This window comes from Zoogloea sp. (genome assembly GCF_028693495.1).
Classification (GTDB): Bacteria; Pseudomonadota; Gammaproteobacteria; order Burkholderiales; family Rhodocyclaceae; genus Zoogloea.
Genome location: NZ_JAQUVG010000089.1, coordinates 1 through 14,260, shown reverse-complemented (window position 1 = coordinate 14,260; position 14,260 = coordinate 1). Strand labels below are relative to the sequence as shown.

At 66.0% G+C, this 14,260-nt stretch carries 15 protein-coding genes; 4 read left to right on the top strand and 11 right to left on the bottom strand.

What is annotated here, in order from left to right; translation table 11 throughout:
• The 9 genes from PHD22_RS13455 to PHD22_RS13415 form a co-directional block, all read right to left on the bottom strand.
• Positions 1–1,673: OsmC domain/YcaO domain-containing protein (locus PHD22_RS13455; protein WP_299867775.1), on the bottom strand; the 1,673-nt coding region annotated here is incomplete at its 3' end.
• 246 nt (positions 1,674–1,919) lie between these two features.
• Positions 1,920–3,941: an ATP-binding protein gene (locus tag PHD22_RS13450; RefSeq protein ID WP_299867773.1), complete on the bottom strand. Its 2,022-nt coding sequence runs from the start codon at positions 3,939–3,941 to the stop codon at positions 1,920–1,922.
• Positions 3,942–3,968: 27 nt separating this feature from the next.
• Positions 3,969–4,805 (bottom strand): PhnD/SsuA/transferrin family substrate-binding protein, encoded by an 837-nt coding sequence (locus PHD22_RS13445; protein WP_299867769.1) that lies wholly within the window; start codon positions 4,803–4,805, stop codon positions 3,969–3,971.
• 140 nt (positions 4,806–4,945) lie between these two features.
• Entirely contained in the window at positions 4,946–5,923 is a 978-nt protein-coding gene (locus PHD22_RS13440) for a TerC family protein (RefSeq protein WP_299867766.1), read from the bottom strand.
• Positions 5,924–6,207: 284 nt separating this feature from the next.
• Entirely contained in the window at positions 6,208–6,747 is a 540-nt protein-coding gene (locus PHD22_RS13435; RefSeq protein WP_299867763.1) for a hypothetical protein, read from the bottom strand.
• 84 nt (positions 6,748–6,831) lie between these two features.
• Entirely contained in the window at positions 6,832–7,239 is a 408-nt protein-coding gene (locus tag PHD22_RS13430) for a hypothetical protein (RefSeq protein ID WP_299867760.1), read from the bottom strand.
• Positions 7,205–7,978, bottom strand: coding sequence for a molybdopterin-binding protein (locus tag PHD22_RS13425; RefSeq protein WP_299867757.1), 774 nt, complete (start codon positions 7,976–7,978; stop codon positions 7,205–7,207). Before PHD22_RS13425 ends, PHD22_RS13430 begins: the two co-directional genes overlap by 35 nt.
• On the bottom strand, positions 7,979–8,722 hold the full coding sequence (locus PHD22_RS13420; RefSeq protein WP_299867754.1) for an EI24 domain-containing protein: 744 nt from the start codon (positions 8,720–8,722) through the stop codon (positions 7,979–7,981).
• A gap of 55 nt (positions 8,723–8,777) precedes the next feature.
• A complete protein-coding gene (locus PHD22_RS13415; protein WP_299867751.1) occupies positions 8,778–9,512 on the bottom strand; it encodes an N-acetylmuramoyl-L-alanine amidase in 735 nt (244 codons plus the stop codon).
• Between the two features lie 133 nt (positions 9,513–9,645).
• On the opposite strand from PHD22_RS13415, the gene miaA reads away from it, so the two are divergent.
• The 4 genes from miaA (at position 9,646) to PHD22_RS13395 (ending at position 13,080) form a co-directional block, all read left to right on the top strand.
• Entirely contained in the window at positions 9,646–10,608 is a 963-nt protein-coding gene (miaA, locus tag PHD22_RS13410) for a tRNA (adenosine(37)-N6)-dimethylallyltransferase MiaA (RefSeq protein ID WP_299867748.1), read from the top strand.
• 73 nt (positions 10,609–10,681) lie between these two features.
• Positions 10,682–11,254 carry a cupin domain-containing protein gene (locus PHD22_RS13405; protein ID WP_299867745.1) on the top strand — a complete coding sequence of 191 codons (573 nt, stop codon included), beginning with the start codon at positions 10,682–10,684 and terminating at the stop codon, positions 11,252–11,254.
• Between the two features lie 75 nt (positions 11,255–11,329).
• Complete coding sequence (nadC, locus tag PHD22_RS13400; RefSeq protein ID WP_299867742.1) at positions 11,330–12,178, top strand: carboxylating nicotinate-nucleotide diphosphorylase; 849 nt, start codon at positions 11,330–11,332, stop codon at positions 12,176–12,178.
• Positions 12,179–12,189: 11 nt separating this feature from the next.
• Positions 12,190–13,080: a hypothetical protein gene (locus PHD22_RS13395; protein WP_299867739.1), complete on the top strand. Its 891-nt coding sequence runs from the start codon at positions 12,190–12,192 to the stop codon at positions 13,078–13,080.
• 19 nt (positions 13,081–13,099) lie between these two features.
• Here PHD22_RS13395 and PHD22_RS13390 read toward each other — a convergent pair whose 3' ends face one another.
• Complete coding sequence (locus tag PHD22_RS13390; protein ID WP_299867737.1) at positions 13,100–13,303, bottom strand: SlyX family protein; 204 nt, start codon at positions 13,301–13,303, stop codon at positions 13,100–13,102.
• Between the two features lie 73 nt (positions 13,304–13,376).
• Positions 13,377–14,063 (bottom strand): 2-phosphosulfolactate phosphatase, encoded by a 687-nt coding sequence (locus PHD22_RS13385; protein ID WP_299867734.1) that lies wholly within the window; start codon positions 14,061–14,063, stop codon positions 13,377–13,379.
• Positions 14,064–14,260 lie beyond the last annotated feature (197 nt).

Below are 14,260 nucleotides of genomic sequence, written 5' to 3'. Positions count from 1 at the left end.
AGGGCCTTGTTGGTGTTGTCCCAGATCAGGTCTTCGACCGGATAGACCTCGGAGTACCCCGGTACCAGAATACGGCAAGCCGTGGCGCCGAGCTGGTCGTACACCGCCATGTAGGCCTCCTTGCCCATCTCCTCGAGGATGCCGAACAGGGTCACGGCCTCCTGGGCATTGGAGTTCTCCCCGTGGCCGGAAAAATCCCACTCCACGAAGTCGTAATCGGCCCTGGCACTGAAGAAGCGCCACGAGACCACGCCGCTGGAATCAATGAAGTGCTCCACGAAGTTGTTGGGCTCGGTGACCGCGTTGCTCTCGAAGGTGGGCCGGGGCAGGTCGTTAAGGCCCTCGAAGCTGCGCCCCTGGAGCAGTTCGGTCAGGCTGCGCTCCAGCGCCACCTCCAGGCTCGGATGGGCGCCGAATGAGGCGAACACGCCCCCTGTGCGGGGATTCATCAGGGTGACGCACATGACCGGGTACAGCCCGCCCAGGGACGCATCCTTGACCAGCACCGGAAAGCCCTGATTTTCCAGCTCCGCAATGCCGGCCACGATGCCCGGGTACTTGGCGAGCACCTCACCCGGCACGTCGGGCAGCGCCAGCTCCCCTTCCAGGATTTCCCGCTTCACCGCCCGCTCGAAAATCTCCGACAGACACTGAACCTGCGCTTCGGCCAACGTGTTGCCGGCACTCATGCCGTTGCTCAGGTAGAGGTTGTCAATCAGGTTGGTCGGGAAATACACCACCTCCCCGTCCGACTGGCGCACATAGGGCAGCGCACAGATACCCCGCTCGATGTTGCCGGAGTTGGTGTCGTACAGATGCGAGGCGCGCAATTCGCCATCGGGGTTGTAGATGTCGAGGCAGTATTCGTCGAGGAGCCCGACCGGCAACGCGTCCTTGCGGCCAGGCTTGAACCAGCGCTCGTCGGGGTAATGTACAAAGGCCGCACTGGCGATGTCCTCGCCCCAGAACTGGTCGTTGTAAAAATGGTTGCAATTCGTCCGCTCGATGAATTCGCCCAGGGCCGACGCCAGGGCGCTCTCCTTGGTCGCGCCCTTGCCGTTGGTAAAGCACATCGGCGAATGGGCATCGCGGATGTGCAGCGACCAGACGTTGGGCACCAGATTGCGCCACGAGGCGATTTCGATCTTCATGCCCAGGCCGGCCAGAATGCCTGACATGTTGGCGATGGTCTGCTCCAGCGGCAGATCCTTGCCCAGGATGCAGGTGCTGGCTTCCGAATCCGGCGTCAGCGTCAGCAGGGCCTGCGCATCGGCATCCAGGTTGTCCACCTCCTCGATCACGAACTCGGGGCCGGTCTGCACCACCTTTTTCACCGTGCAACGCTCGATGGAGCGCAGGATGCCCTGGCGGTCCTTGTCTGAGATGTCGGCAGGCAATTCGACCTGAATCTTGAAGATCTGCTTGTAGCGGTTTTCCGGGTCGACAATATTGTTCTGCGACAGGCGGATGTTGTCGGTCGGAATGTTGCGGGTTTCGCAGTACAGCTTCACGAAATACGCCGCACACAAGGCGGACGATGCGAGGAAGTAATCAAACGGCCCCGGCGCCGAGCCGTCACCTTTGTAGCGGATGGGCTGATCGGCAATGACCGTGAAATCGTCGAACCTGGCTTCAAGGCGCAGCTTGTCGAGAAAATTGACCTTAATTTCCATGGGAGAATCCTGAAGGAGCGTTCACAACGCATTGGTCGCCATTATCGGCGTTTTCTTGGGACGGATCCGGTTGACCTGCTCCGCAGCTCCGGACGGTACGCTCACGGACGGGACAGCGCTCGAGCCACCACCACCCACGTCAGGGACGGAACCAGGTAGCGGTCGTGCAGCGGGTTGCGATGTACAGGTGCAGCGGATGCAGGCGCACACGGGCGCCGGACGCCTCTTCCATGGGTGTCCTTTCCGTCAGACCCCCGATTCGGAGACCCCCGCCTCGGTCCAGGCGGCGATCATGCCGAACAGCTCGGCGGCCTTGATGGGTTTGGCCAGGTAATCGTCCATGCCGGCCTCGAGGCACACCTCCCGGTCACCGGCCATGGCGTTGGCGGTCATGGCCAGGATGGGGGTGGGGCGCAGGCCTTCCCGGGCTTCCCGCGCGCGGATCCGGCGAGTGGCCTCCAGGCCGTCCATCACGGGCATCTGCATGTCCATCAGGACGATGTCGAAGGCACCCTGGACGAGGGCGTCCAGGGCCTGCTGACCGTTCTCGGCCAGCAGGACGTGGTAGCCCTTGCGCTCCAGCAGCCGCAGGGCGAGCTGCTGATTGATGGGGTTGTCCTCCACCAGCAGCACCCGCAGGGCGGCCTCCCGGGCGACCACAGGGAGCGGCTGTTCAGCTGGGGCGGCCACCTGCGCCACCCCTTCCGGCATAAGGCAGGGCAGCGTGAAGTGGAAACAGGCCCCCTGGCCGGGCGTGCTCTCCAGGGCGAGCTGCCCCCCCATCAGGTTCACCAGGCGGCTGGAGATGGTGAGCCCCAGCCCGGTGCCGCCGTACTTGCGGGTGATGGAGGCGTCCTCCTGGGAGAAGGCCTCGAAGATATGGGTCTGGGCTGCGGGGGCGATGCCGATGCCCGTGTCCCGCACGGCGAAGTGGAGGCGATCGCCCTCCGGCACGACCCGGAGCACCACCTCCCCCGCCCCGGTGAACTTGACCGCGTTGCTGAGCAGATTGAGGAGGACCTGGCGCAGGCGCACCGGATCGCCCAGGATGGCCTCGGGCACCTGGGGATCGATGTGGCTGAGGACCACCAGGCCCTTGTCGCCGGCCTGCCGGACGATGGGCGGGAGGATCTCCCCGAGCAAAGCGCGCAGGTCGAAGACGATGTGCTCGGTGGCGAGCTTGCCGGCCTCGATCTTGGAAAAGTCGAGGATGTCATTGATGATGGTGAGCAGCGCATTGGCGGACGACTGGACCACCTGAAGGTACTCCCGCTGCTCGGCGTCCAGGCGGGTGTCCAGGGCCAGCTCGGTCATCCCGAGGATGCCGTTCATGGGCGTTCGGATCTCGTGGCTCATATTGGCGAGGAACTCGCTCTTGGCCCGGTTCGCTGCCTCGGCCGCATCCCGGGCCTGCTCCAGGGCGCTCCGGCCGGCCTCCCGTTCGGCCACCAGCCGGCTGATGGCCTGGGTCAGCCCTTCGATATCCTGGGCCGCGTCCTGCCCACCGGGGGTCAGCGGCAGCGCCTGGAGGCCCGCCAGCACTTCCCGCAGGGAGGCCAGGGCCTTTTCCCGGACAGCGAGTTCCCGAGTCAGGCGGGTCGCCGTCTGGTTCAGCACGTCGAACATGGGCCGGAATTCCACAGGCAAGTCGGCCAGGGCCTCCTCCCCGACGCCGGAACCCAGAACATCCGGGCGCTCGAAGCGACGGACCCGGTCGAGGGTGCCGAACCAGCGCTGCAGGGGGAACCAGATCAGCGCCAGGCCCACCATCAGGGCCGCCAGAGCCAGGACCAGGGCCTCCCGGAGCAGGGACCACAGGCCGCTGGCAATCATGTCCACATCGAACTGCAGGCGCAGGACGCCATAGTCCCGCCCCCCTGCGCCGATGACCCGGTTCACCTCATAGAGCCGAGCCGCCAGGCGCACCCGCAACCAGTCCGGCGCCCGCACCCGGGGGATGTCCCGATTCTCGCTGTACAAGCGCCCTCCCGCCAGATCAATGAAAGTCACCGAAGCAAACTGGGATCCGCTGATCGAGCGGTCGAGGGTACGCTGGATGGTGTCGTAGTCGCCGATCACCGCACTGTCGGTGATGGTCTGGGCCACCACCTCGATGAGCATGCTGGCAGTCTGCTGGGCCGACTCCAGGCCCCGCTCCGACTGGTCGGCGTAAAACAGGGCCAGCCCAACACCGAAGAACAGCACCAGCGTGACGGAATAAAGCGCGTAAATTCGCGCAACCAGGGTCTTCGGCAGAAATCGTGACAACGCGCCCACCCTTCGCATCCGGAACACTCAGCGCAGACTGGCGGGCGCCTGCTGGTAAAAACGCCGGTAGGCCGCGTAGTCCACGCCGCTGGCGGGGATGAAATAGGCGTCCCGGTCGAGCCCCACCTCCAGGGACGCCTTGTGCAGCACCTCCTGCCCCTGGGGATCCCTGTGCATGCCCAGGAAGGCTGCGGCCACCGCCCGGACGTCCTTCTCGGGCACCTTGCCGGAGGCCATCAGGGCCAGGTCCAGATAGGGCTCGGAGGTCCACAGCACGCGGAACTTGCGGTTCTCCCGCCGGGCGTAGCCGTCGATGAGCATGGAGTTGCTGCCGGTAGCCTTGGCCTTGCCGGCGAACATCTGGGCAATCGCTGCATTCTGATTACCGCCAAACACGGGCTTCACATCGATACCCTTGGCCCGCAGGTGGGCGTAGGGTACCTTGTAGCCGATGAAGGCCTCCGGCCCGGCAAAGGCCACCTCCTGACCCTGGAGCTCCTCAATCCGGGTAATCGGCGACTCCAGGGGAACGGCGATCTGCCCCTGCAGGGCCGGGGCGTTGCGTCGTCCAAACACCTTCCAGCCGAGCGCGTCCCGCTCGGGACTGAACAGGTGATTGCTGAATACGAACTCCACCTCCTGCGCCAGCACATAGCTGGTGGTATCGGCGGAGGTACGCCCGATCTTGAGCTGCAGCTTCACGCCGCTCCGCTCGGAGACATACTGGATTATCGGATTCCAGTAGGCTGCCGTCTTGTTGATGTCCCACTGGTTGACGGGGGAAAAGCGGTAGGCCGTTTCATCGGCATGGGCAGCATACACGGTGAGGGCCAGCACAAGGGCCGCCGCAAAACGAAAGGGCATCGCAGGCTCGTCAAGGTGGTGGGGCCCGTAATTATGCCCTGTCGAGCTGCATTGCGTGGTCCGCCACAGGCAGCCGGCCGGGTCAGACCACACAATGCAGGCGGTCATGGTGGAATACAGTCCACCCGCCGCCCTCGCCCTCAGCGTTCCCGGGCCTCGGGGACCAGACGCTCGCGCCGCAGGGACAGCACCACCGACACACCGATCAGGCACGCCACCACCCCGAGGGACACCCCCACCGGGATCTTCACCAGATCGATCAGCAGCATCTTGGTGCCGATGAACATCAGCACCGCCGCCAGGCCGTACTTGAGGAGTGCGAAGCGCCCGGCGAAATCCGCCAGCAGGAAATACATCGCCCGGAGCCCCAGGATGGCAAAGACGTTGGAGGTGAGCACGATGAAGGGGTCCGTGGTGATCGCGAAGATCGCCGGAATGGAGTCCACCGCAAAAATCAGGTCGGACAGTTCCACCAGCACCAGGGCCAGGAAGAGCGGTGTCGCGTAGCGCACCAGCCTTCCCCCCTCCTCCTTCCATACGAAGAACTTCTCCCGGTGGAATTCGGGAGTGATCTTCATGTGTCCCCGCAGCCAGCGCAGCACCGGATTCTTTTCCAGATCCGGAGCATGATCGGCAAACCACATCATCTTGGCGCCAGTGGCCAGCAGGAAGGCGCCAAACAGGTAGAGCACCCAGTGGAACTGGCTGATCAGCCAGGCTCCGGCAAAGATCATTCCGGTACGCATGAAGATCGCCCCGAGCACCCCGTAGATCAGCACGCGCTTCTGCAGTTCAGGCGGAACGGCAAAGAAGGAGAACAGCATCAGCCAGACAAAGACGTTGTCCACGGCCAGGGCTTTCTCGATCAGGTAACCCGTCACGAACTCGAGGGTCCGGGCGTTGGCCACCTCCCGCCCCATCGAGCCATCCAGGTGCCACCACAGGGCTGCAGCGAAGAGGCCCGCCACACTGATCCAGACCACGGTCCAGAGGCCCGCCTCCCTGACCGAGACCTTGTGCTCCCGGCCACCACCGACCAGCAACAGATCGATGGCCAGCATGACTGCCACCACGGCAGCAAAGCCGCCCCACATCCAGAGGGTTCCGATACTTTCCATGACATGCGCTCCCAGACGGAATCAAAAAAACAAGGCCTTTCGTCCAGCGATGACGAAAGGCCTGATGGATTCCGGCGGAGAGCGGGAGACAGGACACTTTGCCAACGCGGCAAAGGTCTTGCTCACAGGATCGAACCTGCCCGGTGACCGGAAACCCCAGCAAGTAAGACTGGGACTTCGTATTGACGATCATCCGGCGTGGAGCTACTCCCCCTTGGGACTCCCGAACTATAGGCAAGCGTCAGCCGGGAAGCAAGGAGGATGTCGACCGCCCTGCCGCAGACTCACTCCTCGACGGGCAGCATACCCAGGAAGCGGGCCTCGATGGCGGCCAGGTGGGTGACCCCCGCCTCGATGGCGATCTCCCGGCACAGCTCAAAGGCGGCGAGCAGTTCGGCCCGGGTGGTAGCCTGGCGGAGGTGCTGGCGCACGGGCTCGTCCCCTTTGCGAAGGGTCTGGGCCATGGCATCGATGAGGTAGAGCCGGGCCAGGGCCAGGGAACGGCGCGCCTGGGGCTCGGGACGCACATGACCGACCCGCTCCGGTGATCCGGCCCGGGCCTCTGGCGGCATAGACGCCCGGCTGGCCGCCTCCCGACTGCGACCTGCTGGGTGGAGAGCATACCGGGGTGCCACCAAGCCCATGTCGTGCAGTGTCTGGATGGACTCCACGGCCACACCCAGCTCGGTACACAGCTGATCCACGCTGCGCCGGCCATCCGCCAGGATCAGCACTGTTCTGAGGCGCAAGGGGAGCCTGCGGCTGCGGCCCTCGATCTCCTCCACCCCAGCGGGCGTCTTGGCCGGGATCCAGTCCTTTTGCATCGGGCACCTCGCCATGCTTCCTGTAATGCTCTGGCATGCTACGCCCGCAAGACTGCGGAAAAATGACAAATGCCAGCACCTGACTCAGGGCAACTGACGGTGACGGAAGCTGGCCGGGGCGTGGGCGAAAAGCACCGAGAACACCAGGATGACCCAGAAGAGCGCCGGACGGGCCTCTTCCTGTACGCCAAACCAGCCCAGCAACAGGAACTTGACCAGCAGGGAGAGTCCCGCCAGCTCCTTGAGCCAGTCCGGGTTGGACCAGGCATCCAGCGCCGCCATGGCCAGCCCGGAGAACACCAGCAGGAGGGCCAGGGCGGCTTCCGGCAGGCCGGTCGCCCCCAGCAACGCGGCACCAAAACCAACCACACCGGCCAGATGCCCGGCCCGCAGCATCACGATCAGCCAGCGCCGGCCAGCGAAGTCCCGGTATCCACGGGAAGAAATGACCGACGCCTCACAGGGTGCCCGGGACTTCCCAGGCATAGCCACGACGGCCCATCTCCGCCGTGATCAGGGCCATCGCCTGGGCCACCCGGGCTGCCGGGCCCTTCATGCCCAGCTCGATGTGGCGCCGGCCGGTCTCGCCGCCCACGCTGGGCAGGCTGAAAAGGGTGGCATCGGGAAAGTCGGCGGTCATCCGCTCCATGAATTCGATGAGCTGACCCTCCATGGCATCCCAGACGATCACGGACTGCTCCACGTAATCCGCCTGGTGATGCAGATGCCGGAAACGGTTGTCGAGCACCCACTCCACCATCGGCCAGGCCATCACCGGGAAACCGGGCACGAAGAAGTGGTTGCGGATGGAAAAGCCGGGGATCCGGTTGTAGGGATTGGGAATGATCTCGCTGCCTTCCGGATAGACCCCCATCTGGAGACGCTGGGGGGTGACCTCGTCACCGAAGCGGGCCCGGATCTCTGCCTCCGCCTCCGGATGCAGGGCCAGGGGCAACCCCAGGGCCTCGGCAGCGGCCTGGCGGGTATGGTCGTCCGGGGTGGCGCCGATCCCGCCAAAGCTGAACACGATGTCGCCGGAGGCGAAACTCTCCTTGAGGGTCTGGACCAGACGCGGGCGCTCGTCCCCCACATAGCGGACCGAGGCCAGGCGCAGCCCGCGGGCCTTGAGCAGTTCCAGCACCTTGCCCAGATGCTTGTCTTCCCGACGCCCCGACAGGAGTTCGTCGCCGATGATGAGGGCCCCAAAGGTGGGCTGGGTGTCTTGCGTCATTCACTTCACCTCGATGATGTCTTCCGTGCGTCGGGCTACCCGGAGGGCCGACAGCAGGTAATGGACAAAGGCCAGCCCGGAGAGGGCCGGTGCAAACAGGTTGACCAGGGGTACGTGGGCCAGCACGGCCCCCACCATGCCGACCCCGAAAAGGGCGGAAGACTGGCGGGAGGGCAGATCCTTGAGTTCGAACCTGTCCGCATGGGCCATCAACGCGTCGTAGCGGAAAGCCCGCTGGTTGAGCCAGGCGGTCAGGATCAGGGAAATCACCAGCCCGACCCCGGGAACCAGCCACAGGGGGAGGCTCAGGAGCAGCAGCACGAGGAACTGCAGCACCGAGGTGAGGGCGTTCCAGATACTGCCGATCTGGCTCCCCCCTCCCCGCCGCTGGAGATCCGCATAGTCGGTGGCCGCCACCCTTTCCGTCATCAGCGGCAGCGCAATGGCCGCCACCAGGAAGGCTGCCGTCACATAGATGATGGGCAGCGCCAGCATGACCAGCCCGATCTTGAACATCAGCAGGGCCACCATCAGGACGCCGTCGGAGGAGGCAAGCCAGGGTCCCACCAGGGGTATCGCCGTCATGAGGTCATTGCCCAATCCCGCCAGCGTCCCCCAACTGCCGATCAGCAGTCCGGTCCACAGCACGGTCGCCACCAGGGTCGGCCACAAGAGGTGCCACAACACCCCTGGCCGGGCCAGGCTGCGGGCAGCGGAAAAGTAGGAAAGCAGGATGGTTTTCATCGACGGGCAGAGTTTCCTTCGGAGGGAGAAAGTGTGAACGATCCGGCAGGCACCGTCACCGGAGCTCAGAGCCTTCCGCCTCCGATTGGTTCGTCATCCCGCAGGCCGCCAGCCCCTTGGCGACAGCCTCGGCGGTCAGGGCCCTGCGGGCTGGCGTGGCCAGCTCCCGCTCCTCCTGGCGGTTGACGATCACCCCGGCCTCCAGCAGCAGCGCGGGCATCGCAGCGGTACGCAGCACGATCAGGTTGTCGTAGTAATAGACTCCGTTGGCCTCGTCGGCCCAGGGGCGACGGATGCCATCGGAGGACAGGTCGTGGTGGGTGGCGATGGGCAGACCCGCCCGGCGCAGTTCGGCACCGATGGCGCTGGCACAGGCCAGGCTCTGCGCCACCAGGGGATTGCGCCGGGACACAAACAGGGAGAAACCGGCAAAACCATCGGCATGACGCAGGGCTCGGCCATTCCAGGTCCAGGGCTGGAGATGGTGCTCCTTCACCGAATCATGGTGCACCGACAGGAGCACGCGGGCGCCCGCCTCTGCGGCCTCGGCAGAACGGGCCTTGAGATCGGCCATGTCCCCCCGATGGCCGATGAGGTGCACCGGGAGGCCTTCATTCTGCAGGCGCGTCGCGATGACCGCGGCCAGGTCGTGGTTGTACTCGAACTCGGTGATGCCGTGGGCGCTGAGGGCGCCAGGCTTGTCGAGGAAATGCCCGACGTCCACGGCGATGGGCATCTGGGCTCCCGCCAGGCCTGCCCAGGCCAGCGCAACCACCATGAGGCGCTTCATGCTCCGTCCTCCCGCTGATGCAACACATACCCACGACATCCCAGAAGAGCCAGCACTCCCCGTCCTACCCCACCGTACATCCTCATGCCCCAGCCCCAACCGCTACAATGCGCGTCTGATCGAAAGACGAATCATGCCCCAAAGCCCCCTGCTTCCGCCCGCCATCCTGCTGATGGGCCCCACCGCCAGCGGCAAGACAGCGTGTGCCCTGACCCTCGCCAGATATCTTCCAGTGGAGATCATCAGCGTCGATTCCGCCCTGGTATACAGGGGCATGGACATCGGCACGGCCAAGCCCAGCGCCGAAGAACAGGCCACCTGCCCCCACCACCTGATCGACATCCTCAGCCCTGCAGAGGCCTACTCTGCCGCCCGCTTCTGCGAGGATGCCCGACGCCTGATGGGAGAGATCACCCACCGGGGCCGCATCCCCATGCTGGTGGGAGGCACCATGCTCTACTACAAGGCCCTGCGGGAAGGGCTCTCCGAGCTGCCCGAGGCAGACCCGGCCCTCCGCAAGGAGATCGAGGAGGCTGCTGCCCGGGATGGCTGGCCGGCATGCCATGCCGAGCTGGCCCGCCTGGACCCGGTCGCCGCCGCCCGTCTCGAACCCAATGACGCCCAGCGTATCCAGCGCGCCCTGGAGATCGTGCGCCTCACCGGCCAGCCGCTGGCCGTCAGCCATGCCCGGCGGGAAGAGATCACGGAAACCCATCGCTACATCCCGGTCGCGCTGACGCCCTCCGACCGCAGCGTGCTCCATGCGCGGATTGCCCGGCGCTTCGACGCCATGCTGCTGGCCGGTTTTGTAGATGAGGTGAAACGCCTGCGGGCAGCTTACCGCCTCGACCCGGGGCTGCCGTCCATGCGCTGCGTGGGCTACCGCCAGGCGCTCGACTACCTGGACGGGGCCTGCGATCTGCCCACCTTCCGGGACAAGGGCATCTTCGCGACCCGTCAGCTGGCCAAGCGCCAGATCACCTGGCAGCGCAACTTCCGGAAAAACTGGGACGACCTGATTGAAGTAGACTGCCTGACCCACGATCTGGAAGCCTGCGTACGAAAGCGGGTGATCAGCAGCCTCGGTGATGGCTGAGCCCCCGGCTTCAGGCGTTCCCCGTCAGCTCCGAAGGCCCTGCCAGAAAAACACGGCTCCTCAGCCATGGGGCATGAAACGCTGGCGTGCCGGCCGCCACGATGGGATGCTGGCATCCTTTGACCGGGAGAGCTCCACCATGCTCCGCCAGACTCTGCTTTGCCTGCTCCTCGCAGCGCCCCTCGGCGGGGGTATCGCCCAGGCCACCGGTACAGGGCACGACTCGCCAGGAAGGGAGGATGCCCTGAGCCCAGCCCAGGCCGATCTGCCCCCCGCCGTGCCCCGCCCTGTGCTGCCGGACGGGCAGACATGGACCACGCCACCGCAGCAGCCGGAATTGTCCGCGGCATGGATGCTGGGCGCAGAGAAGGATCTGGGTACCTATGTGCTGCGGGTACGCCTGGGGGCCGGCGGACGGATTCCGGTGCATGCCCACCCGGATGAGCGGGTCACCACCGTGCTGTCGGGCACCCTGCACGTGGGCTTCGGCACCATCTTCGACGAGACCCGGATGGTCGCCATCCCCACGGGCGCGGTGTATGTGGTTCCCGCCGACCAGCCCCACTATCTGCTGGCCCGGGACGGAGATGTGGAATACCAGGAAAGCGGCTTCGGCCCCACGGGATCGGAATTCGGGCGGCATTGATGAACGGCCCGAGGGCTGATGACGCCTCCCCCCCAGATGCTAGAATGACCACCAGCCAACCCAAGGTGACTCCCCATGGAATTTCCCGAACAGCTCCGCGTTGAAGTCCAGCGCTCCGTGGCCGCCTCCCTGGCCGAAGACATCGGTACCGGCGACCTCACCGCCCGCCTCGTGCCGGCCCACCGCAACGCCCGCGGCCGGGTGATCACCCGGGAAGACGCCATCCTCTGTGGCACCGCCTGGTTCGACGCGGCCTTCGCCGCCCTCGAACCCGACGCCTCGGTGATCTGGCACGCCCAGGACGGCGAACACATCAAACCCGGCCAGCTCCTGTGCGAGGTGGACGCTTCGGCCCGCGCGCTGCTCACCGCCGAGCGCACCGCCCTCAACTTCGTCCAGCTGCTGTCGGGCACCGCGACCCTCACCCACACCTTCGTGCAGGCCGTCGCCGGCACCCGGGCGAAGATCGTCGATACCCGCAAGACCCTGCCAGGCCTGCGCCTGGCGCAGAAATACGCGGTCAGGGTGGGCGGTGGCACCAACCACCGGACCGGCCTCTACGACGGCATCCTGATCAAGGAAAACCACATCATCGCCGCCGGCAGCATTCAGGCCGTGATCACGCAGGCCCGCTCCTTTGCCCCCTCCAACGTCTTCATCGAGGTGGAAGTGGAAGATCTCGCCCAGCTCGAGGAAGCCCTGGCCGCCGGTGCCAAGATGATCCTCCTGGACAACATGAGCCTCGAGCAGATGCGCGAAGCCGTCGCCATCAACCAGGGCCGGGCCGAGCTGGAAGCCTCCGGCGGCGTCAACCTGGAGCGGGTCCGGGCCATTGCCGAGACGGGCGTGGACCGCATCTCCATCGGCAGCCTGACCAAGGATGTGCGCGCCATCGACCTGTCCCTGCGCCACGTGGAAGAGTGAGCCGGACCGCCATGCACATCGAATTCGACGGACCCCTCTCCGGCGCCAACGCCACCACCCTCAGGCAGGTGCTGGAAGCCCTCCTGGAGCGGATCCAGGCCCGGGACGAGGCACTCGACCTGAACGCCCTCTCGCGCATCGTGGTAGCGGACGATCTGGCCGCCGCCGAACAGAAATTCGGTGTCACCCCGGCGGAAGCCGAGCACCTGTCCCGGATCGTCTCCGACGAGGGGGGGCTGGCCCTGCTCTTCGACGGCACCAAGCTGTGGTCCATCCTGTCCGGGGAGGGTGCCGAGATTGCCCGGCTGATCCATCATCTGCACAAGGAATGCTGGCGTCTCCACGACTTCCTGCAGGCAGCCCCCCCAGAAGCGGAGACCCCTCTGGGCCGGGCCCTGGCCCCCATCATCGGTGCCATGTGGCAGGAATACCGGATCAACCGACGCAGCGCCTGGTCGGTGCCCGCCGACTCGGATCTGCTGCTCAACCACCTGGCTGCACTGGTTCAGGCCCTGCCCGAAGGCATGCAGGAAGAGATCACCCTCTACTTCGCCGACCAGGATCTGGACAGCCTGTTTGCCAAGAGCATGGGGCGGATCGCCCACCTGATGCAGGCGGTAGCCCATGTGCAGGGCTACCTGGACGGACTTGGCCAGCCCCTCAAGGCTGTCAGCGCCGAGATGGCCGAGTTCGTGGCAGGCTCCTTCCTGTCTCCCCTGTGGCTGGCCACCGCCCAGCACCTCTCCGCCGGACACGCCCTCGAACCCGGCGAGCTCGCCGACGCCCCTCTGCGCCGGGACGTGCAGGCGGCCTTTGCCAGTTTCGGGCTCCAGCTGCGGGAAGAGGATGGCGACGTGTTTGTGGATGTCCAGCCCCTGAGCCGGCCGGAGATCCTCCACTAGCGAAAGCCCCTGGCCCCGGTCAGTAATGGGGCGGGATTTCCTCCCGCAGGTCGCGGGCGTCCGCGGCCGGCGCGGCATTCTGCATCTGCTGGTAGAGCAGCCGGATCTGGCGCTGCAGGGCATCGATCTGCTCCTGCTGGCGGTGCACGGTCAGGTTGAGGGTGTCCACCAGATCTTCGGTCAGGGCGAGCTTGATCTCGATTTCGGTCAGACGGGATTCCATGGCAGCCCCAGGAAGAATGAAGAGGGCCGATTGTCCCAGCCCGGGCCGCCGGCGCCAAGTGGTCCGGCTGCCTTCAACGGATCACCATCCGCTCACCATCCCGGACCACCAGCATCGGGAAGTCGAAACAATCCACCCGGGTCGCCAGTTCCAGATCAGCCATGGGCAGGTTGGGCCAGGTGCCCGCCATAAAGCGCCGGCCGAAATCCGATGCCCGGACCCGGTGGGCAAACCCTGAGGGGGCGGGGGTGTCGCCTCGCAGCAAGGCCTCGATGTAGTCGGCGCAGGCCACATCCTCGTCCCCGTCCCGGTCCACCCACTCCCCGGTGATCACGAAGCACACCTCCTCGGCCCCGGCCGCACGGATGGCCGCCGCCGTCGCCCGGGCACATACCAGGCTGGCCGCATACAGGCGGCGGGCCTGGCGGTAGCGCTGCAGGCCACGCACCCCGGCCGCCGTGCTCATCACCACCGGCCGGCCGGCCAGATCGGCGGTGAGCAGGGCCGCGGGCGAATTGCCGTAGGCGAAGCCCGGGGCCGGGTCGCCCCCGGCGATGGCCCCCACCGATACCGCACCCTCCAGCCCCTCCGCCAGCACGATGGCCGCCGCCACACCCTCCACGGGATAGATCGCCGCAGCCCCCCGGGACAGGGCCACCGCCGCCGTCGTGAAGGAGCGCAGTACGTCGATGACCACCACCGTATCGTGGGCCTCGGGTTCGTTCTGGAGGCGGTTGAGAAACACGCGGGTACATTTCATGGGGCGGGAATCCAGCGTTGGCGCGGGTCTTGAAGGTCCTGCCACCATAACCGGGCCGGCCGTCAGGGACAAGAGGCCCCGTACACGGGTCGACGCTCCCGGCGGGCCGGGCGATAATGCCGGGTTGAAAAGCTGCCGACCGAGCAGTCCGCGCGCCCAAGGCAGCCCCTGGAGAGTACCCCGCATGATCCACACCC